This is a genomic window from uncultured Winogradskyella sp. (assembly GCF_947496485.1).
In the GTDB taxonomy this organism is placed as follows: Bacteria; Bacteroidota; Bacteroidia; order Flavobacteriales; family Flavobacteriaceae; genus Winogradskyella.
In genome coordinates this window covers 689060-714458 of record NZ_CANMCZ010000001.1, presented here as the reverse complement: position 1 = coordinate 714458, position 25399 = coordinate 689060, and the positions used below count along the sequence as shown (strand labels likewise).

The 25399-nt window shown below is 33.5% G+C and carries 20 protein-coding genes and 1 tRNA gene; 14 read left to right on the top strand and 7 right to left on the bottom strand.

What is annotated here, in order from left to right:
• Nucleotides 1–11 precede the first annotated feature (11 nt).
• From Q0822_RS02985 to glpK, 3 genes are read left to right on the top strand one after another with little or no spacing between them, the layout of a single operon-like run.
• On the top strand, nt 12–1394 hold the full coding sequence (locus Q0822_RS02985; protein ID WP_299119962.1) for a trehalase family glycosidase: 1383 nt from the start codon (nt 12–14) through the stop codon (nt 1392–1394).
• Nucleotides 1395–1413: 19 nt separating this feature from the next.
• The gene (locus Q0822_RS02980) at nt 1414–2988 is read left to right on the top strand and encodes a glycerol-3-phosphate dehydrogenase/oxidase (RefSeq protein ID WP_299119959.1); all 1575 of its coding nucleotides are present in this window, start codon (nt 1414–1416) and stop codon (nt 2986–2988) included.
• A gap of 5 nt (nt 2989–2993) precedes the next feature.
• Nucleotides 2994–4487, top strand: a complete 1494-nt coding sequence (gene glpK, locus Q0822_RS02975; RefSeq protein ID WP_299119956.1) for a glycerol kinase GlpK — start codon at nt 2994–2996, stop codon at nt 4485–4487.
• A 4-nt stretch (nt 4488–4491) separates the two neighbouring features.
• On the opposite strand, the gene Q0822_RS02970 is transcribed toward glpK, so the two are convergent.
• The 3 genes from Q0822_RS02970 to Q0822_RS02960 are packed head-to-tail and all read right to left on the bottom strand — an operon-like array spanning nt 4492 to nt 7653.
• Nucleotides 4492–5301, bottom strand: a complete 810-nt coding sequence (locus tag Q0822_RS02970; RefSeq protein ID WP_299119954.1) for a DUF1080 domain-containing protein — start codon at nt 5299–5301, stop codon at nt 4492–4494.
• Nucleotides 5302–5303: 2 nt separating this feature from the next.
• Nucleotides 5304–5933 carry a gluconate 2-dehydrogenase subunit 3 family protein gene (locus Q0822_RS02965; RefSeq protein WP_299119951.1) on the bottom strand — a complete coding sequence of 210 codons (630 nt, stop codon included), beginning with the start codon at nt 5931–5933 and terminating at the stop codon, nt 5304–5306.
• A 10-nt stretch (nt 5934–5943) separates the two neighbouring features.
• A complete protein-coding gene (locus Q0822_RS02960) occupies nt 5944–7653 on the bottom strand; it encodes a GMC family oxidoreductase (RefSeq protein WP_299119948.1) in 1710 nt (569 codons plus the stop codon).
• 137 nt (nt 7654–7790) lie between these two features.
• Here Q0822_RS02960 and Q0822_RS02955 point away from each other — a divergent pair, with 137 nt between their 5' ends.
• From Q0822_RS02955 to Q0822_RS02930, 6 genes are all read left to right on the top strand, one after another.
• A complete protein-coding gene (locus Q0822_RS02955) occupies nt 7791–8834 on the top strand; it encodes an AraC family transcriptional regulator (RefSeq protein WP_299119946.1) in 1044 nt (347 codons plus the stop codon).
• Between the two features lie 94 nt (nt 8835–8928).
• On the top strand, nt 8929–9891 hold the full coding sequence (locus tag Q0822_RS02950; RefSeq protein ID WP_299119944.1) for a sugar phosphate isomerase/epimerase family protein: 963 nt from the start codon (nt 8929–8931) through the stop codon (nt 9889–9891).
• 1 nt (nt 9892) lies between these two features.
• Nucleotides 9893–11125, top strand: coding sequence for a nucleoside permease (locus Q0822_RS02945; protein ID WP_299119942.1), 1233 nt, complete (start codon nt 9893–9895; stop codon nt 11123–11125).
• Nucleotides 11126–11129: 4 nt separating this feature from the next.
• Nucleotides 11130–12272, top strand: a complete 1143-nt coding sequence (locus Q0822_RS02940; protein WP_299119940.1) for a Gfo/Idh/MocA family oxidoreductase — start codon at nt 11130–11132, stop codon at nt 12270–12272.
• A 6-nt stretch (nt 12273–12278) separates the two neighbouring features.
• On the top strand, nt 12279–13328 hold the full coding sequence (locus Q0822_RS02935; protein WP_299119937.1) for a sugar phosphate isomerase/epimerase: 1050 nt from the start codon (nt 12279–12281) through the stop codon (nt 13326–13328).
• Between the two features lie 9 nt (nt 13329–13337).
• Entirely contained in the window at nt 13338–14627 is a 1290-nt protein-coding gene (locus Q0822_RS02930) for a family 16 glycoside hydrolase (RefSeq protein ID WP_299119933.1), read from the top strand.
• Here the strand turns inward: Q0822_RS02930 and Q0822_RS02925 are convergent.
• Both Q0822_RS02925 and Q0822_RS02920 read right to left on the bottom strand, forming a co-directional pair.
• Nucleotides 14624–16285, bottom strand: coding sequence for an alpha-glucosidase (locus tag Q0822_RS02925; protein ID WP_299119931.1), 1662 nt, complete (start codon nt 16283–16285; stop codon nt 14624–14626). The two genes, Q0822_RS02930 and Q0822_RS02925, sit on opposite strands and share 4 nt — an antisense overlap.
• 23 nt (nt 16286–16308) lie before the next feature.
• Nucleotides 16309–17958, bottom strand: coding sequence for a solute:sodium symporter family transporter (locus Q0822_RS02920; RefSeq protein WP_299119929.1), 1650 nt, complete (start codon nt 17956–17958; stop codon nt 16309–16311).
• Nucleotides 17959–18156: 198 nt separating this feature from the next.
• Between Q0822_RS02920 and Q0822_RS02915 the strand changes: the two genes are divergently transcribed.
• Nucleotides 18157–19881, top strand: coding sequence for a glycosidase (locus Q0822_RS02915; protein WP_299119926.1), 1725 nt, complete (start codon nt 18157–18159; stop codon nt 19879–19881).
• An 86-nt stretch (nt 19882–19967) separates the two neighbouring features.
• Here Q0822_RS02915 and Q0822_RS02910 read toward each other — a convergent pair whose 3' ends face one another.
• Nucleotides 19968–21017: a hypothetical protein gene (locus tag Q0822_RS02910; protein WP_299119923.1), complete on the bottom strand. Its 1050-nt coding sequence runs from the start codon at nt 21015–21017 to the stop codon at nt 19968–19970.
• 186 nt (nt 21018–21203) lie between these two features.
• Nucleotides 21204–21279 (bottom strand) — tRNA-Phe (locus tag Q0822_RS02905).
• A gap of 102 nt (nt 21280–21381) precedes the next feature.
• Here Q0822_RS02905 and Q0822_RS02900 point away from each other — a divergent pair.
• From Q0822_RS02900 to lptC, 4 genes are read left to right on the top strand one after another with little or no spacing between them, the layout of a single operon-like run.
• Nucleotides 21382–22110: a type III pantothenate kinase gene (locus Q0822_RS02900; protein WP_299119920.1), complete on the top strand. Its 729-nt coding sequence runs from the start codon at nt 21382–21384 to the stop codon at nt 22108–22110.
• Complete coding sequence (locus tag Q0822_RS02895; protein WP_299119917.1) at nt 22110–23432, top strand: hypothetical protein; 1323 nt, start codon at nt 22110–22112, stop codon at nt 23430–23432. Before Q0822_RS02900 ends, Q0822_RS02895 begins: the two co-directional genes overlap by 1 nt.
• A gap of 14 nt (nt 23433–23446) precedes the next feature.
• Nucleotides 23447–24805 carry a hypothetical protein gene (locus tag Q0822_RS02890; RefSeq protein WP_299119916.1) on the top strand — a complete coding sequence of 453 codons (1359 nt, stop codon included), beginning with the start codon at nt 23447–23449 and terminating at the stop codon, nt 24803–24805.
• Nucleotides 24806–25375, top strand: coding sequence for an LPS export ABC transporter periplasmic protein LptC (gene lptC / locus Q0822_RS02885; protein ID WP_299119913.1), 570 nt, complete (start codon nt 24806–24808; stop codon nt 25373–25375). It abuts the gene before it with no gap.
• Nucleotides 25376–25399: the final 24 nt, after the last annotated feature.

Here is a 25399-nt window from a genome sequence, read left to right as displayed (position 1 = left end):
AAATAGTTCATATGAAACGGAGAGACTTTGCTAAAAATATAGCTTTAGCATCAGGAGCTTTGGGAATTAGTTCGGTTACTATAGCATGTGATAATCCTAAAAGTGATATTGAAGAAGCCATAAAACCTTTACCTGAGGTTAATAAAGAATTATCAGAAGCTATGTATCAAAAGGCTTTAGATATAACCAAGCAGAAAGTTAGAGGTGGCGAGCAAGAGCCTTTTTTTAAAAAGCCGTTTATAGATGCGGCATTTTCACCAAATATTTTTCTTTGGGACACCTGTTTTATGTGCTGTTTTGCAAAATACCATTTAGATGAATTACCTGTCTACCAAGCATTAGATAATTTTTATGACCGTATGGAAGCAGATGGCTATATCTGTAGAGAATACAGGCAAAATGGTGAGCCATTATGGTCAAAATCACACCCAGTTTCTATAAACCCACCTTTATTGGCTTTTGCTGAAACGGAAATATTTAAAGTAAGTAAGGATATAGACCGCATAAAAAGAATATATCCAATTCTAAAGAAGAATTTCCAGTTTCATGTAGATACTTATATGATGGGTGATAACTTATTTTATGGTGATACCTTAGGTATGGGAATGGATAATATTCCAAGAGCACCACGAGATTGGGAGCCAACAGAAGGTAATGGAATGACGCACCATGAGTTAGGGGAAAAGCTTAATGCAATGAACGCATCTGGTGAAACTAAATTGAATACTTTCATTTCAGAATATGTAAATACAAAACAAGGTCTTTGGAATAAACAAGCAAGACTAGTTGATTTCTCTGCTCAAATGGCAATGTTCAGTCTACAATTAAAAGCAATGGCAGAAACTATAGATAAATCAGAAGACTTAGAAGCTTATGATGCGTTTCATGCAAAAGTATCTAAAGCTATAAATGATAAATGTTGGAATGAAACAGATGGATTTTATTATGACCTTGGTTTTGATAAACAAGTTGTAAGACGACATATAGGAATGTACTGGACACTTTTAGGAAAAGTCGTTCCAGAAGATAGACTCGAACGCTTTTTATCACATTTATCTAATCCAGATGAATTTGATAGAACCATGCCTTTACCAGCATTATCCGCGGCTGATCCAGATTATGTAGGTTGGGGAGATTACTGGTTAGGAGGTGTTTGGGCACCTACGAGTTATATGGTTTTAAGAGGTTTGTCTGCTTACAATAAGGATGACTTAGCAAAATCCATTGCAAAGAAGACCTATAATAATGTTGCAAAAGTTTTTGAGGCTACAGGCACATTTTGGGAAAACTATGCACCAGATTTAGTGTCTTATGGTATGCCAGCAAAAAAAGATTTCTGTGGTTGGACAGCATTGTTTCCAATAGCCATGTATAATGAGTATATCAAAGAATAGTCACCCTTAAAACTAAGAAATGTTTAATAGAGATTCTCAAATAAAAGAACTTAAATCAACGAGTGAATTTGATATTGTCATTATTGGAGGTGGAGCAAGTGGATTGGGAATTGCAGTAGATGCAGTGTCAAGAGGTTTCAAAGTAGCCCTTTTTGAAGCTTATGATTTTGCTAAAGGAACCTCAAGTAGGAGTACAAAATTAGTGCATGGAGGAGTGCGTTATTTAGCTCAAGGTAATATTAAGTTAGTTACTGAAGCATTAAGAGAAAGAGGTTTATTAGAGAAAAATGCAAATCACCTATTCAAGAGGCAAACGTTTCTAATTCCTAGTTATCAATGGTGGCATAAATATTATTACGGTTTAGGATTAACCGCTTATGATTTTTTGTCTAAACGCCTTTCTATTGGTCGCTCAAAAGTTGTTTCGGCTGAAACGGCGAGTCAAAAAATCAATAACCTTAAAAGTGAAGGGCTTCAAGGCGGTGTTACTTATTTTGATGGTCAGTTTGATGATGCAAGGTTGGCTTTAAATTTAGCGCAAACAGCGAGTGAATCTGGAGCTGTTGTACTAAATCACTGTAAAGTGATTGATATGCTCAAAAATGGTGAAGGTAAATTGATAGGTGTTGTTGTTACCAATACCGAAACGGATGAAATTATAAACGTAAAGTCTAAAGTAGTTATTAACGCCACTGGTGTTTTCTCTAATAAGATTTTAAAACTTGCAGGTCGAAAAAAGAAAAGCTTAAAAATAGTACCAAGCCAAGGTATTCACTTGGTTCTGGATAAATCATTTTTAGAAGGTGAAACTGCTTTAATGGTGCCAAAAACTAGTGATGGACGTGTGCTTTTTGCTATACCTTGGCATAATAAAGTAGTAGTAGGTACTACAGATACGCCAATTAAGAAGCCAAGTTATGAGCCCAAACCTTTAGAACAAGAAATAGAATTTATTTTAGAAACAGCAAAGGAGTATCTAACTAAGGTCCCAACACGAGAAGATGTATTATCCGTCTTTGCAGGATTACGACCTTTGGTAGCTCCTGAAGGAGATAAAAGCAATACTAAAGAAATATCAAGAGGACATAAGATTATTCATTCAGAAAGTGGATTAATCACTATTGTTGGTGGTAAATGGACAACGTATAGAGAAATGAGTGAAGATGTAGTTAATGAAGCCATTACTGTTCATAATTTAACTGATGAAAAGTCAAAAACTAGAGAGTTAGCTATTCATGGTAATCTTAGTAAGTCAGATAAAAAAGAATTAGATAAGGATTTGTGGTATTATGGTAGTGATACAACGAAATTACAAGAATTAATAGCGTCTAATGAAAGTTTTAGAATGCTAATACATCCTAATTATGAATTTAAAGCAGGTCAAGTCATTTGGGCTGCACGATATGAAATGGCAAGAACTGTGGAAGATGTACTTGCCAGACGAATTCGATTATTGTTTTTAGATGCTCAGGCAGCAATTGATTGTACTGAGGCTGTTGCAAATATTTTACAAAAAGAGTTAAAAAAATCGGACTCATGGAAGATTCAACAAATAGAAGAGTTTAAAACACTAGCTCAAGGCTATTTAATTTAATTGATATGTCACAGCAACTCATTTTAGCGCTCGATCAAGGTACAACTTCAAGTAGATCTATAGTTTTTGATGTATATGGGAACAAAATTGAGTCTTCACAACAAGACTTTGAACAAATTTTTCCTAAAAATGGTTGGGTAGAACATGATCCCGAAGCAATCTGGAGTTCACAATTTAAAACTATTAAAGCAGTACTTTCTAAGGAAAAGGTTACAGTAGATGCTATAGCTGGAATCGGTATTACAAATCAGCGTGAAACAACTATTGTTTGGAATAGAAAAACAGGAGAACCAGTTTATAATGCTATTGTTTGGCAAGATCGAAGAACAGCTACCTTTTGTGATAAACTAAAGTCTGATGGTTATTCAGAATTAATTCAAAAAAAAACAGGTTTAATAATTGATGCATACTTTTCTGGGTCGAAAATTAAATGGATTTTAGATAATGTACCTAATACAAGAGATTTAGCTAATAAAGGGGAATTATGCTTCGGAACAGTAGATACTTGGCTGATTTATAAGTTAACTAAAGGGGAAGTCTTTGTCACTGACGTTAGTAATGCTTCTCGAACAATGATATTTAATATTCATACTCTAAAATGGGATGAGGAGTTATTAGACTTATTTACTATTCCTAAGTCAATGCTTCCTGAGATAAAGTCGTCTTCAGAAATCTATGGTTATACAGACTTATTTGAAAGGAAATTGCCAATTGCTGGAATTGCAGGAGATCAACAAGCAGCACTTTTTGGACAATTATGTACTAAAAAGGGAATGGTTAAAAATACTTTTGGTACTGGCTGTTTTTTGTTAATGAATACTGGGAAAAAACCAGTAGCATCTCAAAACCAGTTGCTAACTACCGTAGCTTGGCAAATTAATGGAAAAACACACTATGCATTAGAAGGAAGTGTATTTGTTGGAGGTGCAGCAGTACAATGGTTAAGAGATGGTTTGAATTTAATTGACGACGCTAAAGATATAGAAGCATTAGCCAATGAAGTTGACGATAGTGATGGAGTTATAGTAGTACCAGCATTTACAGGTTTAGGGGCGCCTCATTGGGATCCTTATGCTAGAGGAAGTATTCAAGGTATTTCTAGAGGAACGACCAAGTCACATATTGCCAGAGCAACTTTAGAAGGGATTGCATTACAAGTATATGATATTGTGAAAGCTATGGAAAATGATGCCAACATGCATTTAAAAGAACTGAGAGTAGATGGTGGAGCTTCAGCTAATAATCTGTTAATGCAAATACAGTCGGATATTTTTAATTGTAATGTCGTTAGACCAACAAATTTAGAAACAACAGCTTTAGGCGCAGCCTACTTAGCAGGTTTAGCAGTTGGAATCTATAAGAATAAAAAAGAAATAAGGAAGCAATGGCAAAAGGACAAAACTTTTACTCCAGAAACGAATACCGAAAAGCAACTACAACTTATTTCGCAATGGCATAAAGCTGTTAATCGCAGTAAAAATTGGGTAGAAGAAAATTAGATTATTAATTAGGTAATTCTAGAATTTCTATGTTTTTGAATTCAATAGGATGGCTTTCACTTTGCAAAGATATATAGCCGGATTTTACAGGATCACCGGCTTTAGATTCCCATAAAGATGTATTATACTCACCACCGTAAATTGGTTTTGAATATTCCATTACTTTATCACCATTTATAAAGTGCTTGATAATAGAATCATTGTAAACTTCAAGTTCTACATGTATCCATTGGTCGTCATGAAAAGTTTTTGATGTTGATTGGATACAATGTTCGGTTATTAATTTATTTTCTATGGTTATGTGCATTCCTGGTGTACAAACATTACCTGTTGGTCTTTCAACTTCTCCATTACCACCTAAGAGCTGAGCTTCAATTGAAACAGGGAATCCTTGGTCTAATCCAATGGTTTTTGGGTTTTCACAATGCAACATAACTCCACTATTCTTGTAAGCCCATGCTTCTCCATCCGCAATTTGATTATCTAAAAATCTATAGTCTAATCGTAATTTGTAATTTGAAAATGGCTTTTTATAATAGATATGGCCAAATGTATTATTGAATGTGTCATTATATTCTGTATAATCAACACTTAAAACACCATTACTAACTCTAAAAGTATTCTTGTAATTATCTCCAACAGGATAGCCTTTGATCTTTACAATCCAATCATCTAAGTTATTTTTTGAAAGTAAATTAACCCATTCAGGTTGTTTTGCCTCTTCAGTTTTTTTAGTTTCATTTTTACAAGTATATAAAAATAAGCCACAACAAAAACCAAATAATAAGAACTTAAATATCTTAGATGTTGTCATAATTATAATGAATACGCTTTTCCATCAGTTTCACTGATATCAATGCAGCCTTCTTGCTTGCCAGGAACTGGGACATAAGCCATAACTTCTTCACCAACTTTCTCTGAATTTGTGTATGCGAAAATACATAGGTCTCTAACTCCATTCATCGTTACATAGTTTAGCACATCCTCAGGAATTTCTGCTTCATTATCAATGGCTTCATAGAAAGTCTTCATTATTGCTTCGTCTTCTTCTTTGCTCTTTCTTAGAATTGATCCTAAAGCAGGTTCTATATCTGTAGATTCAATATCAGCCAAGACTTCGGCATTTACATTTTTCATTACTATATTACCAAAATTAGAATAGCCTTTTACAAAAAGATCGCGCTCTTCTACCTCAAATACCTCTGCAACATATTTATCAATAAACTCTGGTACGTTAACTTCTGTTGCGCTTGGTGAATCTTCAGACTTAGGCAAAATAATATCTGCTAGTTTATCTAATAAACGCGCCTGATCTTCAGAAAACAATCCTGGAACCCAAGTTGGTTTATCACTAGTACAACTTTGTAATAAACTCATGGCAGAAGGTGCTACTAGTAGTGCTCCTAAAGATAATCCTAAACCTTTAATTACTTCTCTTCTTTTCATGTTTTCTGTTTTATAGATTACCTTTTTTTAATTCATTGGCTGCATGCTCAGCAGCTCTTGCGGTTAAGGCCATATATGTTAACGATGGGTTCTGGCAACCTGCTGAGGTCATCGCAGCACCATCAGTTACATAAACATTTTTTACACTATGGACTTGGTTGTATTTATTTAATATAGATGTTTTAGGATCTCTTCCCATTCGAGCTGTTCCCATTTCGTGGATACCCAATCCTGGTGCGCCAATATCATCCATAGGCGATATATCTTCAAAACCAGCTTTTTCTAACATTTGCATAGCTTGAGCGATCATGTCTTTTCTCATTTTTATTTCATTCTCTTTAAACTCAGCATCGAAAGTCACTGTTGGTAATCCCCATTTATCTTTCTTATCATAATCTAAAGTCATTTTGTTTTCATGGTAAGGTAAAGTTTCGCCAAATCCCATTAAGCCGATAGTCCAACCACCTGGTTTTAAAATAGCTTCTTTTAATTCCTTGCCATAACTTAGTTCTCTAACACTATCTGACCAATCTTGTCTGCTGGCACCACCTTGGTAACCATAACCTCGTAAAAAGTCTTTTTGATCGGTTTCGCCTCCTAAGTTTCTAAATCTTGGAATATAGATACCATTTGGTCGTCTGCCAGAATAATATTTGTCTTTAAAGCCATCAAATTTTGCATATGCACCAGCTTTAAAATGATGATCCATAACGTTATGTCCTAATTCTCCAGAATCATTACCCAATCCGTTAGGGAAGCGTTCAGATTTAGAATTCATAAGTATATAAGTAGATGCAATTGCTGAAGCACATAAGAAAATTACTTTTGCTTTAAATTCAAAAGTTTCATTTGTTTCGGCATCAATAACACGAACTCCAGTGGCTTTCTTTGTCTTGTCATCATACATCACTTCATGCACAATAGAGTTTGGTCGCATGGTCATATTTCCAGTAGCTTCTGCTGCAGGTAAAGTAGAAGAATTACTACTAAAGTAGGCTCCAAACGGGCAACCTCTCATGCATCTATTGCGGAACTGACAGTTAACACGACCTTGACCTGGCTTTGTACCTTCAGTAATATGAGCAGTACGACCTATAGTTAATAATCGATCATCATAATTTTCTGCTATATTCTCTTTAAGATGTGTTTCTACACAATTCAACTCCATAGGTTTTAAAAATTTACCATCTGGTAATTGTTCTAAACCTAAGTTTTCACCACTAACACCTATATATTCTTCAACATAATCATACCAAGGAGAAATATCTTTATATCTAATTGGCCAATCTACAGCTATACCATCTTTTTTATTGGCTGTAAAGTCAATATCACTTAATCTATAACTTTGTCGTCCCCACATTAATGAGCGTCCACCTACATGATAGCCTCTTATCCAATCAAATCGTTTCTCTTCATTGTATGGATGGTCTATATCATCAACAAAAAAGTGACTACGTGTTTTTCTTGTGACATAACCCGTTCTATGCTGTTTTTCTTGGCGTTTTACATCCTCTTGTGTTGGTCTCCCAGCATTAGGTAAATCCCAAGGGTCTAGATTTGCTGTTGGGTAATCTTTAATATGTTTTACCATTCTCCCTCTTTCTAGAACAAGTGTTTTTAAACCTTTTTCACATAGTTCTTTTGCTGCCCATCCGCCAGAAATTCCTGTACCTACAACAATTGCATCATATTCTGTAGTTTCCGCTTTAGTGTTATTCATATTTTTAGTTTAAACGATGTCGTGAAATTGATAATATTTTTCTAATAAACTTGAGAAAAGTTTATAAATTATCAAATATATTTTTTGAAAACAGAAAATTAGCTAATTTGCATGGTATAATTGTTTAAAATTTTTCAGTGAAAGTAAACAAACAACAAATAGAACCTTATGAAGTTGATGGAGTCGTCTATCATGCAGATACTTGTTTACCTTTAATTGATGCCTACAATAGAAAAAAAATAAAATTTAAAGCTTTAGCACGGCATACTTATCCTGGAGATCGATTGGATAATAATACTTTAGGTTTAAATAGTATTGGTTATTGGGATGCTGACGAACCTCAAGATTGGGGTTTAGATTGGCACAGAAATGAGGGTATAGAATTTCATTTTTTAGAATCTGGTACAATGCCATATGCTCAAGAAAATAAAGAGGTGGTATTAACTCCCAACCACTTAACAATTACGCGTCCTTGGGAAGCACACAGAGTTGGTAATCCTAATATAGGAATGGGAAAATTTTATTGGGTCATTATTGATTTGGGTGTTAGACGTCCACACCAAGAATGGGTTTGGCCAGATTGGGTTACCTTAACCGAAAAGGATCTTAAACAATTAACTACATTTCTAAGACAAGACGAGAAGTCTATTTTAAAGGCAGACCAAAGAATACGTGATTGTTTTAAGCGTATCAATATTGCTGTAAACACGGATGAAAAAGGTAGTAATGCCTCGCGGATAAGGTTATTGATAAATTATTTATTAATCTTAATTTTAGACTTATTAAAGACAGAGGATATCGTTCTTAATGAGGCGTTAATAGATAGTTCGCGTAGTGTTCAATATTTTCTAAAAGAATTAGATAAAAATTTATCTGAAGATTGGACTATTGAGCAGATGTCACGCAGCGCAGGTGTTGGTCTTACACGTTTTACACATCATTGTAAGCAGCTAACAAACTTAACGCCAATGCGTTATCTTACAATGAGACGATTAGAAATGTCAAAAAAGATTCTAATAGAAAACGAAGCACTAACTATTGGTGAAGTGGCATATTCATGTGGTTTTACAACAAGTCAGTATTTTTCAACAGTTTTCAAAAAACACGAAAAATGTTCGCCTAATCAATTTAGAAAATTACATCAAATAGATGCTTCACTCACAGCATATCCAGAAGTTTAATTCATTTTGTTTAAATTCTTTCACTGAATAAAAGTAAACACTGAATTTTATCTAATTGATTATTTTTCAATTCTAAACTAACTAAATATTACTGATGAAACATTTTTTTGTAATTCTATTGTCTCTTATTGCACTTAATTTTCTAAGCTGCAATCAGGAAAAAAAAGAAGAAAATTTAAAAAAGGATCAAAAAGAAATTGCTAAAGAAAATTATAATTCAAAAATATCCTTAGCACAATGGTCTCTGCATAGAGAAATTGAAACAGGTAAGTTGAACCCTTTTGATTTTCCCAAAGTAGCAAAGGAACTTGGTTTTAGTGCTGTTGAATGGGTAGACCAATTATATAAAAAAGAAATTGATAGTATGGGCTTTGATGCTGTTATAGAAAGATGGAAGGTAGAGAGTGAAAAGTATGGAATAAAAAATGTACTTATTATGGTAGATGGTGCTGGTGATTTATCACACTCTGATAAAACTAAACGCGATGAGGCCGTAGAAATGCACAAAAAATATGTAGATGCAGCTGATTATTTAGGTTGCCATGCTATAAGAGTAAATACTTTTGGCACTTTTGATGCTGATGAATGGGTAGAGAATACTTATGATGGTCTAAAACGATTGTCTGAATACGCTGCTAATAAAAACATTAGCGTACTTGCTGAGAATCATGGATGGTATTCATCAGATCCAAGATTACTTATTCCCCTTATAGATAAGATCGATATGAAAAACTGTGGCACACTTGCAGATTTTGGCAATTGGTGTATTAAAAGAACTAAAGATGAAAATTGGGGAGATTGCGCAGAGGAATATCCAGATAAGTACGAAGGCTTTGAGCGTTTAATGACTAAAGCTCAAGCAGTGAGTGCAAAAGCTTATGAGTTCGATGCTGATGGAAATGAAACTACTTTAGATTTTAAAAAGTTTATACAGACAATCAAGAAATCTGGTTACGATGGATATATAAGCGTAGAATACGAGCATGAAACTTTGGACGAGCGAAAAGGAATCTTGGCTACCAAAGCGTTATTATTAAAACATTTAAATACTAACTAATATGAAGTCTTCTACATCTGCTAAGTTATCAATAATGATGTTTCTCGAATTTTTTATTTGGGGAGGTTGGTTTGTTACAATGGGCACTTTTTTAGGAAGCAATTTAGGTGCTTCAGGAGCCGAGACAGGTATGGCTTATTCAACTCAGTCTTGGGGAGCAATTATTGCGCCTTTTGTTATAGGTTTAATTGCTGATCGATATTTTAATGCTGAAAAAATCCTTGGTGTTCTTCATATTTTAGGAGCTGTATTAATGTATATGATGTCTCAGGCGACTGATTTCAGTGCATTTTATCCTTACGTTTTAGGCTATATGATTGCTTATATGCCAACTTTGGCATTAGTAAATTCTGTTTCTTTTAATCAAATGGATGATCCAGAAAAACAGTTTCCAATAGTACGCGTTTGGGGAACAATAGGTTGGATTCTTGCAGGTTTAGCGATTAGTTTCCTTTTTAAATGGGATTCTGAAGCTAACATAGCAAGCGGAATGTTGTCAAACACATTCATAATGGTAGCTGTTGCATCAGCAATATTAGGTGTGTTTAGTTTCTTTTTGCCTAAAACACCACCAACTGCAGATAAAAATGAAAAAGCTTCAATTTCTGATATATTAGGATTAGATGCTTTAAAATTATTGAAGGATAGAAATTTTTTAATTTTCTTTTTATCATCATTTTTAATCTGTATTCCTTTAGCTTTTTATTATCAAAATATTAGTTTGTTTTTAACCGAATATAAAGTTGAAAATTCAACAGCTTGGGCTTCATTGGGACAAATCTCTGAGGTTGCATTTATGTTATTGTTGCCATTTTTCTTCAAAAAATATGGTTTTAAAAAGACTGTGCTATTCGGCATGTTAGCTTGGGCCATTCGTTACGTATTATTTGCCTACGGTAACGGTGGCGATTTATTCTTTATGCTCGTAACAGGTATTGCACTGCATGGTATTTGTTATGATTTCTTCTTTGTTTCTGGTCAAATTTATACCGATTCTAAAGCGGGTGAAAAAATAAAGAGTGCGGCTCAAGGTCTAATTACATTAGCAACCTATGGTGTTGGTATGTTGGTAGGTTTTTGGGTGTCAGGTCAAATAGTGGATAAAAATTTAATAAGTGAAGGTGCACACAGCTGGAAAGATATCTGGATTTTCCCTTCAATCTTTGCAATTGTGGTATTTATTCTATTTGCAATTTTATTTAAAAACGAAAAAGTAGAATATAAAGAGTCATAATTTTATGAGTAAAAAAATAAGACTTGGTATTTTAGGTGGTGGTGGTGATTCTCTCATTGGTGTGTTGCATCGTGTGGCATCAACTATGTTTGATAGGTATCAATTAGTTGGTGGATCATTCAATCCATCTATCGATGAGAGTATTAAGTTTGCGAACCAAATAGGTATTTCGACAGATCAAATTTATGAGGATTTAGATACCTTAATCGAAAAAGAATTGGAGCTTCCGGTAGATAAGCGAATGGAAGTCATTTCTATCTTAACTCCTAATTTTCTGCATTTCCCAATGGCTAAAAAACTATTAGAAAATGGTTTTAATGTCATTTGCGAAAAACCAATGACCACAACATATGAAGAGGCAAAAATTCTTCATGAGATTCTGAAAAAGTCAGATACTGTTTTTGCGGTTACTTATACATATACAGGTTATCCTATGGTACGTCAGATGCGCCAGATGATTGCAAATGGGACTATTGGAAAAATTCAGAAGATTGATGCGCAATATTATCAAGGTTGGATAAATCCTATTATTCATGATAAAGAATTACGTAAATCGACTTGGAGATTAGATCCTGAAAAATCAGGAATCAGTTGCTGTATTGGAGATATTGGAACACATGCCTTTGATATGGTGGAGTATATGTCTGGTTTACGAGTAGAATCAATCTTAGCTGACCTCAATTATTTGTATGAAGATAATCAGATGGATATTGATGGTACGGTTTTAATTCGATGTGGACAAAATGTGAAAGGTGTCATACGAGCAAGTCAGATTGCCACTGGTGAAGAAAACAATTTTACAGTTCAGATTTATGGAGATAAAGCCGGATTAAAATGGGAACAGGAAAATCCTAATTACCTTTATTTGTTAGAAGAAGATAAGCCACTTCAGGTTTTAAAGCCAGGACATGCCTACAATAATGAGTTATCCTTAGATGGAACAAAACTACCACCTGGACACCCTGAAGGTATTTTTGACTCTATGGGAAATATTTATAAAGGCGTAGCCAAAGCTATAAGATATAAAGATTATGATCATGGCGAATTTCCTACTATTATAGATGGAGTTAGAGGTATGGATTTTATTGAAAAAGCAGTAGAGTCTCACAAAAAAGGTAATGTTTGGGTGAATTTAGATAAACAATAATTGAGAATGAAAACAATAAAGGGACCTGCAGTATTTTTAGCACAATTTATGGATGATAAGGAGCCATTTAATTCTTTGGATGGTTTATGTAAATGGGCAAGTGATTTGGGCTATAAAGGTATTCAGATACCAACAGATCCGAGCTTAATAGATTTAGGGAAAGCTGCTGAGAGTCAAACGTATTGTGATGAGTTTAAAGGCAAAATCAATTCTTACGGACTAGAAATTACTGAATTATCAACACATCTTCAAGGGCAGTTGGTCGCTGTGCATCCTGCATACGATATAATGTTTGATAATTTTGCTCCAGATAATTGTAAAGGTAATCCAAAAGCGAGAACAGAGTGGGCTATTCAACAAGTAAAAGATGCTGCAACAGCCAGTCGCAGATTGGGACTAAATGTACATGCTACATTTTCTGGATCACTACTTTGGCATACCATGCATCCTTGGCCTCAACGTCCTGATGGATTGGTGGAAATGGGTTTTGAGGAATTGGCAAAACGTTGGACACCAATTTTAAATCATTATGATGAACAAGGAGTAGATGTGTGTTACGAGATTCATCCAGGAGAAGATTTGCATGATGGTGTTACTTTTGAACGTTTTTTAGAAGCAACAAATAATCACAAACGTGTCAATATTTTATATGACCCATCACATTTTGTACTTCAGCAATTAGATTATATTGAATATATAGATCATTATCACGAATTTATTAAAGCCTTTCACGTAAAAGATTCAGAATTTAATCCTACAGGAAAAAAGGGGGCCTTTGGTGGTTATGGTGATTGGATAGATCGTGCAGGTCGTTATCGCTCACCTGGTGACGGTCAAGTAGATTTCAAAACAATTTTTACTAAATTGACTGAATATGGTTGCGATGTTTGGGCGGTTATGGAATGGGAATGTTGTATTAAAAGTCCAGAACAAGGAGCGCGCGAAGGTGTAAAATTTATTCAAGACCACATCATTGAAGCTACAGAAAAACGCTTTGATGATTTTGCTGGATCAAAAACAGACAAAGAACAATTAAAAAAAATCCTAGGTTTATAAAAATAGTATATGAAAAATAGCATTATAATAGTTGTTATGTTGACATTAATTTGCACCAATAGCTGCAAAGAAAAAAATAATGAACAGATAAATGATGAACTTGTAGAAGGAGTATATGATGCTATCTTTTTAGATATAAACAACACATTGATTGACTCCACAATTAATCCTGAAGTAAAACAAATCCCAAAGAAATTATCGAATATTAATTTAACATCTCGTACTCATTTCATTGGTGATACATCTAATTTTATGCTACGTGGTTTAGGTGCTTTAAAAATTAGCGACGCAGGTGATTATTACTTTAGGCTTACAAGTTCTGGTAAGGTTAAACTTCAATTAAATAATGTTGATTTGGTAGTGCATAATGAATTTCATGAACAAAGTTCTAAAATAGGAAAGCGTAAAATAAACATTGGAAATGCGATTTTTGATTATGAATATTTTCCTGGGAAGTTAGAGCCACATTTGGTTTTAGAATGGTCTAGAGATGGTGAAAAATTTGAGGTTATTCCGAATGAATTTTTTGATAGCGCAGATTTAGGGAAAACTAAAATTTTTAACGAAAACAATGAAGACACAGGATTACTGAATACACTGTCTGATGAAGAAAAAGCCAATGGATGGCAATTGCTATTTGATGGAAAATCATTGAATGGATGGCATACGTATAATAAGCCTGATAAAATTGGTAATAAGTGGATTGTTGAAGATGGAACACTTAAGTTTGAGGGTTACGATAAATACTTCACCTATTATTTAGGAGGGGTAAAATTTGATTACGGTAATGAAAATAAGGAACGTGATGGTGGTTTAGATATCGTCACCGATGAATCTTTTGAGAACTTTGAGTTAAATTTAGAATGGAAGATTTCAAAACACGGCAACAGTGGTATATTTTATACAATTCAAGAGTTGGATGAATATGATGAAGGATGGAAATCTAGTCCAGAAATGCAAGTTTTAGATGATCAAGGTCAAAAAGATGGTCTTATTACGTCGCATAGAGCAGGTGATTTATATGATTTAATTCCATCTTCAGAGCGAAGAACAAGAGCACATGGAGAGTGGAATAGAGTGAAAATTATTAAAAATAAAGGCGTTATTGAACATTGGTTAAATGGTGAAAAGGTAGTAGCATATGATACCAATTCGCCTTCGTGGAAAGAAATGATTGAGAACAGTAAATTTTCGAGTTATAAAGAAAATTATGCAGTTAACGGACCTGGTAAAATTGGATTACAAGACCATACTGATACGGTTTGGTATAGAAATATAAAAATCAAAAAATTAGATTAGTTATATTGTCGTAACTGCGCTTCCCAAGGTCTCAGTTCATTTTTAGGATTTAATGTTTCAATATTTGAAATCACTAGTTTAGAATGTTCGATATCTAAATTGAGATGATCAACAGTTTGGATAGTGTTGCTAAAATTCAGTATAATCAAATAACTTTCTTTTTCGTTCGAGCGTTTATAGATAAACAAGTTAGTATCTTCTGGATTGATACATTCGTAATCTCCATAAACCATAACTTTATTTGCCTTTCTAAACGCTATCATTTTTCTATAAAAATTTAGAATGGAGTTTTTGTCATTTTCCTGAGCTTCAACATTAATTGATGAGTAATTTTCATTGACTTTCAACCAAGGATTTCCAAGAGAAAATCCACCATTTTTGGTTGAGTTCCATTGTACTGGTGTACGTGCATTATCTCTACTTTGTCTATGTACTAGTTTTAAAAATTCTGTCATGTCTTCACCTTTGGCTAATGCTTCATTCCAGCTACCTAGGGTTTCAACATCATTATAATCTTCAATTTTAGGGTAAGCTACATTAGTCATTCCAATTTCATCACCTTGATAAATATAGACTGTACCTCTTAGCGTTAGTAATAGCATAGCAAGTAGCTTTGCCGATTCTGTATGGTATGTTGAATCATTTCCGAAACGAGATACCATTCTAGAAAAATCATGATTTCCTAAAAAGATGCTCCCCCATCCTTTGTCCTTTAATTTTTTATCCCAATCACTAAATACTTTTTTGAATTTTGGTAAGGATACATCAATAGGATCGTATTTTCCGCCTGGTCCATTGTCTATAAACATATGGTCAAAGTGAAAAATCATGTTGAGTTCATTTCTGTCTTCATTCACGTAATCCAGTCCATTGTCTAAATCGATTCCTGGACCTTCTCCAACAGTCATAATATCATATCTCGATAAGACCTCACGATTGAGTTGATGTAAATACTGGTGTATTTTAGAACCGTTGGCGTAGTAGTTTTTTATGGTTTTTCCATAATCATCAGGATATGGACTATCAGGAAAGTCAAGGTTTTTTGAAATTAGTGAAATCACATCCATTCTAAATCCATCAACTCCTTTTTTACACCAATACTCAACAATATTGTGTATTTCTTTACGCACTTTTGGATTTTCCCAATTAAGGTCTGGTTGCTTTTTGGTAAATAAGTGTAAAAAATATTCGTCTGTTATAGCATCCCTTTTCCAAGCAGAGCCGCTAAAAAACGAAACCCAATTATTTGGTGGATTATCATTTTTAGAGGGTTTCCAAAAGTAATAATCTCTGTAAGGGTTGTCTTTGGATTTTCGAGATTCTTTAAACCAATCATGTTCATCAGAACTGTGGTTAAGAACTAAATCCATAACGAGTTTTAGGCCTCGTTTATGCATACCATCAAGTAGTTTGTCAAAAGCCTCAGAGCCACCAAAATCCTCTGAAATAGCTTTGTAGTCTGATATATCGTATCCGTTATCATCATTTGGAGATTCATAAATAGGACAAAGCCAAATGATATCTATTCCAAGCGATTTTATATAGTCTAACTTATCTATGATACCGTAAATATCTCCGATACCATTACCCGTTGAATCTTTAAAAGAGCGTGGATATATTTGATAAACCACTCCTTCTTTCCACCATGTTTTTTTCATAAACTCGACGAAACTAATTTAATTTAGAATACAAAATATGTTGCTAATACGAGTATTGCAATTATAATACTTACAGTAATGGCATGTTTCCATGGTGTTATATCAATGATGTCAGTTTGCTTAGGAATGTATTCGTCCTTTTTAGGTTTCAATTTTCCAGCAATTAGCATTACTATAATATTAAATACAAATAAGATACCCATTACATGAAGATAATGAGGATAAGCTTCAGCTTTTATAATATTCAATTGACTTGCATTAGTAATTCCATCTGCAATCGCTTGTGCCTCAGCAGCACCTCTAAAATAAGGTTCTAAGAAGATTAAACTTACGAGGTATAAAATAACTCCAACGGAGAGCACTATTTTCGCACCCACTGCTGGTACTTTCTTTGTGTAAACACCAACAAGTACAACAGCTAATATTGGTACACTCAGACTACCTAATGATTGCTGAATGTAACTGAATAAACCATCTGGAGCATTTGCAATAAACGGGGCAATAAGCATTGATACAGCAGCAACGATGAGTCCAAATCGCTTTCCTGCTTTAACTGTTTGTTTTTCGGTTGCTTCTCTATTGAAGTATTGCTTATACAAATCGAAGCCGAATAATGTGGCGCTACTATTTAACAAACTATTGAAAGAACTTAGAACCGCTCCAAAAAGTACAGCAGCAAAGAATCCAATAAAAGCAGTTGGTAGTACTTTCTTAACTAAGGCAGGATAAGCCTGATCAGCATTTTCTAAGTTACCATCAAAAACATGCCACGCGATAATACCTGGTAGAACCACAACTATAGGAATTATAAACTTTACAAAAGCAGCTAAGAGCATTCCTTTTTGTCCTTCTTTAAGACTTTTCGCTGCAAAAACACGTTGCAGAATAGATTGATTGGTTCCCCAATAATAGATTTGTGCTAGCATCATTCCTGTAAACAAGGTTCCGAATGGAATAGACGAATCTACTTCTCCACGCATATCAAATTTCTCTGGATTGGAATTCCATAATATACTTAAACCTTCGCTAACACTTCCATCACCAATTAAAAGTAACCCAAAAACAGGAATCAATAATCCACCAACGAGTAATCCAATCGCATTAATTAAATCTGAAACAGCTACAGCTTTTAGTCCACCAAAAATGGCGTAAATAACACCTATGATACCAATACTCCAAACACAAATCCAAATAACAGCATTTTCCGAAAGACCGAAAAGCTCTGGTAAATCAAACATGGTACTAAACGCTAAAGACCCTGAGTATAAAATTGTTGGTAATAAGACAATTGCATAAGCGATTAAGAAAAGCAATGATAACATCGCTTTAGTTTGCTTGTCAAATCGTGTTTCGATAAACTCTGGGACCGTAGTAATTCCAGAACTCATATACTTAGGTAACAAAAATAGAGCACCAAAAATAATTGCGATTGCCGCGAGTGTTTCCCAAGCCATTACCATTAAACCTTCTTTAAAAGCAGACCCGTTGAGTCCTACAATTTGTTCAGCAGAAAGATTTGTGAGTAAAAGAGAACCCGCTATGGTTAATGCACCGAGACTTCTTCCGGCTAAATAAAAACCATCAGCTGAGGTTTCATCTGTTTTTCGAGTTGCATACCATGCTATAATAGCAACTAAAGCAGTGAATCCAACAAAGGTTATAATTGATAACATAAATTTCTTGAAGTTAGTTAGTATAGCAATATATAAAAAACCAATTTAGGTATTTCGTTTTTTAGTCTTAGAGTACTTTCTAAACAATCGAAAACGTTTTCGTATAGATTTTAAATTAGTTTTTGATGAGAATTATAGTTTATCGAAAAGGGGTCGTAAATTTAAATCACTAAACAAAGTTATACTGAAGCACAAACTATGGGTAAGGATAATAAAAATGAAGAACCGCAATTTAAGGGCGTAATGTTTAATGCATATCCTGATAGCATCGGCGAAAAATTGAGCGATGCTATAAATATGTTTCAATTACCTGAGTTGAAGGATACATTTTCGCTTTTTTATGTGCTACCAACATTTTTTAATAGTGATTTAGATAGAGGATTTTCGATTATAGATTATAATTTAAATGATAAATTAGTATCTGAGGATGATTTGATTGCTCTTGAAAAGCTTGGTATAAGTCTAAAATTTGATATTGTTTTAAATCATCTTTCCGTAGCATCACCTCAATTTAGAGATTTATTAAAATATGGTGAAGCTTCAAAGTATAAAGACTTTTTTATTAATTGGAATGCGTTTTGGGAAGACTATGGCAACAAAAATGATGAAGGAACTATAATACCAAACGAAGTTTATTTGAATAAACTTTTTATGCGAAAATCGGGATTACCGATTTTAAAAGTAGTGTTTCCTGATGGTTCAGAACGACCATATTGGAATACGTTTTATCAAAAAATCACTTACAATCCGATAACTAAACAAGACTTAGTTGGTATAAAGAAATTAGCAGCTAAAGATGCAGTTACAATCTGTAATTTAGTCAATAAGGCTATCGATAAGTTAGAGAATCTTGATGCACTACATTTAGGGGATTTAAATTCATTTAAACCATTGGTTATTAAAATTTTAAAGCAAAAAAGATCGTATTTAGGGCAAATGGATGTAAATGCAAAATCACAATTAGTTTGGGATTTTTATGAAGAAACTTTGGCAAAACTTAAAGACTTTGGTTGCAAAATTTTGAGATTAGACGCCTTTGCTTATTTACACAAAGAAGTTGGAGAATCTAATTTTTTTAATGTGCCAGGTACATGGAATTATTTAGATAGAATAAAGACAATTGCAGATAAGAACGGTTTAACTTTATTACCAGAAATTCATGCTGAATATGGTGCTTATTTGCATGATGAAGTTGCAGAGAAAGGTTTTCAGATTTACGATTTTTTCTTACCAGGATTAATGATTCATACCATTGAAAAAAAATCGAGTACTGCAATTTTAAAATGGGCAAAAGAAATTATTGATAAAGGGTATAATGTAGTGAATATGTTAGGTTGCCACGACGGAATTCCAGTCTTAGATCTTAAAGGAAAAGAAGTAAATGGCTTTTATAATAAAGGCTTGTTGGCTGATAAAGAGATTGAAGCTATAATGGAAACTATTATCGATAGAGGTGGGCGAGTTAAAAATTTATATGGGCCTTCTGGGAAGAAGATTTCATATTATCAGGTTAATGCAACCTTTTTCAGTGCTTTGGGAGAAGATCCTAAAAAAATGTTGTTAGCCAGAGCTATTCAATTGTTTATGCCAGGTGTTCCGCAAATATGGTATTTAGATATTTTTGAAGGTAAGAATAATTATGATGCTGTTGAGAAAGCTGGGGAAGGTGGACACAAAGAAATTAATCGTACAACTTTAACCACTTTAGAAATTAAAGAAAGTTTAAAAAAGGATACCGTTTTAAAACAATTAGAAATCATTAGACTAAGAAATACGCATAATGCATTTGGAGGTGATATAATTATTAAAGAAAGTAAACCATCTGGGATCGATATTCTTTGGGAGAATGGTGAAGACTTTGCAAACTTGAAAGTTGATTTGAATATGTCGACCTTCGCTATTAACTATTCAAATTTAAGCTAACGTTTGTGTTCAATAATCAAAAACCCAATTCAAGCGAATCAGGTTTTTGATTTTATAAATTGCATCAATATCCAATGACTAAATAACTAACCAATTGATATTTCCACAGGACATAATTGGCTTCCTGTTTGAGTTGTCCCTGAAACTAAAATTAAACCTTGTATATAATATCCAGGACCTATAATCTGAGAGCAGTCTGTCGCAAGTACTGCAACTTGTTCATTCTCAATAAATATAACAATTTCACTTCCAAAAGTTCCATCCAAAGCATTACCTGTTACAGTAAATTCTTCATTTAATTGAAGTATACTTTCAAAAATAATCTCACCTTCAGAGGTTTCAATTCTTATTGGTGCCTGTTGTGTAAATCCATTATACATAAAGGTTAATTCAACAATACTACTATCGCATTCAACACATGCTTCTTCTGTTTCCATTTCAAGAGCGATATTGTCTATGGCACCAGAACTATTCATTATAATTTCCATAAATGCAACATCAGAAGTGTTTTCCAGATCAACTGTTGTTTTTGAATTATCACCACCAGGTGTAACTCCTTTGCTTAAAAGCACGTTTTCTTCAATATCATACAAAGTAACAATTGTCGGATTAGAAGATTCTTCTATATCTAAAATATCAAAAGTGTTTAGAGTAACATTAGCATTAGCACTAAAATCAAAAACGAAGCTGGCACCAATTTCAAAAATATCATCAGGATCGCTTGCGTCTAAATCTTCAGAAAGTATAAGAACATTACCTAATGCTGTATCATTGCTTGCACCTCCATTTCCTATTCCTGGACCACCGTAAATTTCGTTTGGAGTACCAATATCAAAATCACCTCCAGTAGGATTTGAAGAATCAAAAATCATTGCGGCGTTACTATTGGGAAATGCCATAGTAATACCAGCGACTTGAGCATTTTCAAAAGGATCCATAATATAAATCTCAGATACAATATCTCCGGTGTTATAGTCTTCAAAATCTATTACAAAGGATTCAATAGTAGAAAATTGTTGGTTAGTATTGTAAGTGTAGAAAGTCTGCTCTGCAGATTCAGCAACAATATCTGTATCCGTTTCACAGGCAAAAACTATGCATAACGTTGCCAATGAAAGTAATCGTAAATTTTTCATGGTAGATTAAGTTTTAAAGATTTGGTCTAAGAAAATTAGAAAAAAAATTATCCTTTATTACCTTTTTATCTTAAAAACCGTTGAAATGAGCTTTTTTAAAGTAATTTACTTACAAAAAAATACATATTATCTTTTAATCGATGCTTTAAAACCAAAAAACCCGATTCAACTGAATCGGGTTTTTAATGGTGGTGCCTCCAGGAATCGAACCAGGGACACAAGGATTTTCAGTCCTTTGCTCTACCAACTGAGCTAAGGCACCAATTGCTTTGTTAAGCGGATGCAAATATATATGCAATTTTATTATTCACAAAAAGAAAGTTGTAAAATTTGATTTTATAAATTTGTGAAATAGAAAATGCTTATGAACCTTATTGTAGATGTAGGAAATACGTTTGTTAAGTTTGCCATTTATAAAGATGAAGACCTTATATGCAAAGTTAGTTTTGAGCTATCCGAGTTCAAAAAGCAATATAATACCTTAAAGAAAAAATTTCCAGAAGTCAATTCGGCTATTATTTCTTCTGTTGGTAGATTGTCTAAAAAGCAAATTGATGATATCAAAAATGATGTAAAAGTTATCGAGCTAAGTTCAAAAACAAAATTACCTTTTAAGAACTGTTATAAAACGCCTAAAACTTTAGGAGTAGATCGTATAGCATTAGTAAGCGCTTCGGTTAATCAGTTTCCTGATAAAAATGTTTTGATTATAGATGCAGGTACATGTATTACTTACGATTTTATTACAGATGAAAATCATTACTTAGGAGGTGCTATTTCACCAGGCATTAGACTTCGTTATAAAAGTTTAAATAATTTAACGGCTAATCTTCCGTTATTAGAAACAAACCTACCAAAAACAATTATTGGAAACACGACAGAATCATCTATTCATTCGGGTGTTGTATTTGGTGTTATTAAAGAAATTGATGGAGTTATTGACGAATATCAAGAAAATCATCAAGATTTAACAGTTATTTTAACAGGAGGCGACGCCAAATTTTTGTCAAACCAATTAAAAAATAGCATATTTGCGAATTCAAATTTTCTTTTAGAGGGTTTGAATTTTATTCTAGATTTTAATTCAAAATAATGATAAAACAACTCATTGTAATTTGTATTACAATTATAAGTTCTGGTGCCTTTGCGCAACAAGGAACCGCTTCACCATATTCTTTTTATGGATTAGGTAGTCTTAAATTTAAGGGTACTGTAGAAAATAGAAGTATGGGAGGTATAGGTGTTTATTTAGATAGTATTCATGTGAATCTCAGAAATCCGGCAGCTTACGCAGGTAAACCTTTAAATAGCCGTTTTTTTTATGGGGAAAGCAGACCTGTTAAATTCGCAGTTGCTGGAGCTTCAACTAGCGTTAATTTGAAAAGTAATTCAGGTGAAGCTACAGGAAGTAGTGCTACTTTCGATTATTTGGCATTATCTGTACCAGTCGGAAAATTTGGTTTTGGTTTTGGTTTAATGCCATTCACCTCAGTAGGTTATAAACTTGACGATATTAATAGCGACGATGATATAATAAATCGCTACAGAGGTGAAGGAGGTGTTAATAAGGTATTTGCTGGTTTAGGATATCAAATTTCTGATCAACTGAGTTTTGGCGTTGATTTTAATTACAATTTCGGTAATATACAAAACACAGCATTAGCGATAGAATATAATCCAGAAGGCGAGATAGTACAATATCAAACCAGAGAATTCAATAGATCTGACCTAAGCGGATTAAATTTTAACCTTGGTTTAGCATTTAAAACTAATATTACAGATAAACTAGAGTTATCTGCTACTGCGTCCTACTCACCAGAAAGTACGTTATCATCAGAAAATGAACGAACATTTTCTACTGTATCTGTGAGTGGTATAGATTTAGAGGTAATTTCGATTTCTAGTACTATTGAAGTAGACTTAGAATCTCAAAATTTAAAAAATACAGAATTAACTATACCTTCTCGCTTAACATTTGGTGCTGGCCTTGGCGAGTCAAGATCATGGTTTTTTGGTATGGAATACACACTTCAAAATACAGCTGATTTTTCAAATCCAATATTTAATAATGAAATTACTGCTTTTGAGAATTCATCTAGTATTGCTGTGGGAGGATTTTTTATCCCTAACTATAATGCCTTTTCAGGATATTTTAAACGCGTGGTCTATAGAGCTGGTTTTAACTATGCTAACACAGGTTTAGTAATAAAAGATGAGTCAATTAAGGAGTTTGGCATATCTTTTGGTCTAGGTTTACCAGTCGGAGACAAAGATTTATTTTCTAACGCTAATTTAGGCTTAGAATTTGGGAAACGAGGCACTACGAACCAAAATTTAGTTCAAGAGAATTTTATAAACTTCAATGTTAGTTTATCTTTGAACTCTAGATGGTTCCAAAAAAGGAAGTATAACTAACAATAATAACAAAAATGAAGACGAAAATTACAATATTGATACTAGCGCTTTTTGCAGGTTTCAACATAGGTACGGCTCAGCAAGATGAAGAATGTATGACTAACTTATCAATTTTTGATAGTTATTACAAGAGTAAAAAATATGATGATGCTTATGGTCCATGGAAATTAGTACGAGAAAAATGTCCTAAGTTTAACAGAGCAATCTACGCTTATGGTGAGAAAATTTTAAAGCATAAAATCGATAACTCATCAGGGGCAGATCAAGTAGCTCATATTAAAGACTTAATGTTACTATGGGATCAGGCAAGAGAGCATTTCGCTTCGAAGTATGATTTAGGTGAAGTTCTAGCGGATAAAGCTCAATTAGCATACAAATACAGAAAAGAGTTAAATATATCTATAGAAGAAGACTATAAAATGTTCGATGAAGCTTTTGAGAAAGATAGAGAACATTTTACCAGTGCGCAGGGACTTTACACTTATTTTTCATTAGCTGTTGATTTATATGACGAAGGTAAATTGTCTTCACAGAAGATGTTTGATAAGTATGATGATGTTATTGAAATTATTGAAAACTTAGAAAAAGGTTACACGGAAAAGCTTAATAAGTTAATATCAAAAGAAGAAGCTGGTACAACTCTTACTAAGAAAGAGACAAAGTATAAAGACAATTATGAAGCTAATCTGAGTGCTTTTGAAAAAGTGACTACTAGTATGGATCAAAAACTTGGTGAAAGAGCAACATGTGCAGTTCTAATACCATTGTATGAAAAAGATTTTGAGCAAAACAAAAATAATGGTGTTTGGTTACAACGTGCCATGAACCGTATGTATGCTAAAGGCTGTAAAGATGATCCATTATTCTTAAAGTTGGTACAACAGAAGAATACTATAGAGCCAAGTGCTGATACAGCATTCTACTTATACTTATTAACTAATGAGCAAAAGTATTTTGACCAAACTATTCAGTTAGAAACTGATCCTTTGAAGAAAGCGAAGCTTTATAAGAAACTAGCTCAAGATTTTAAATCTAAAGGTAGCTACAGTAGAGCAAGACAATATTACATGGAAGCTCTAAAGTTAAACCCTTCTGACGGATCACCATATTTATCTATAGCAGCAATGTATGCAAAGAGTGCTAATAACTGTGGAGATAGCAATTTTAATAAAAGAGCTGTATTCTGGTTAGCAGCTATCGAAGCAGAGAAAGCTGGTAGAGTTGACGGACGTTTAAGAAAAGCAGCTGCACAAACTGCAGCAAGCTATAGATCTAGTGCGCCATCTAAAGCAGATGTATTTACTGAAGGTAATAAAGGTGAAACCATTAAAATTGGATGTTGGATTGGGCGCTCAGTAAAAGTTCCAGGATAATTGAAAACACACAATTTACATATTATAAAAAACTTAGTCACAGCAATCGTTGTGACTTTGTTTTTTTCATGTACCAATGATTTTGACAAGGTTCAGAAAATAGGTGTATTACAAAATCAACCTATTGGAGTAGCCGAAAATATAGATTTAAAATATACTAAGGTTAAGGAAGATACTACTGTAAAACTTTTAGCCAATCTTTTAAGTCCAAAAATGTTAGACTATTCTAACAGGGATTTTAAGTTTTCTGAATTTCCTAAGGGCATCGAACTTAAGGTATATGACGAAAATAATAATAAAACTACAATAACATCTAATTACGCTATTATATATACTGATACTGACATTATAGATTTAAGAGATGATGTTGTTGTTGCCACGCATGATGGTGATACATTATACACTGATCAGTTGTATTACAATGAAAAGCTAGAGTGGACCTTTACAAATGAACCTTTTGTCTTTAAACGAGCAACTGGAAAAACACATGGTTATGGCTTCGATTCGGACAAAACATTTAAGAAATTTCAGATGCACGAAATGGGAGGTGATTTTGAACTTGATAATTGATTACCTTTGTTTAGTAATCAACTT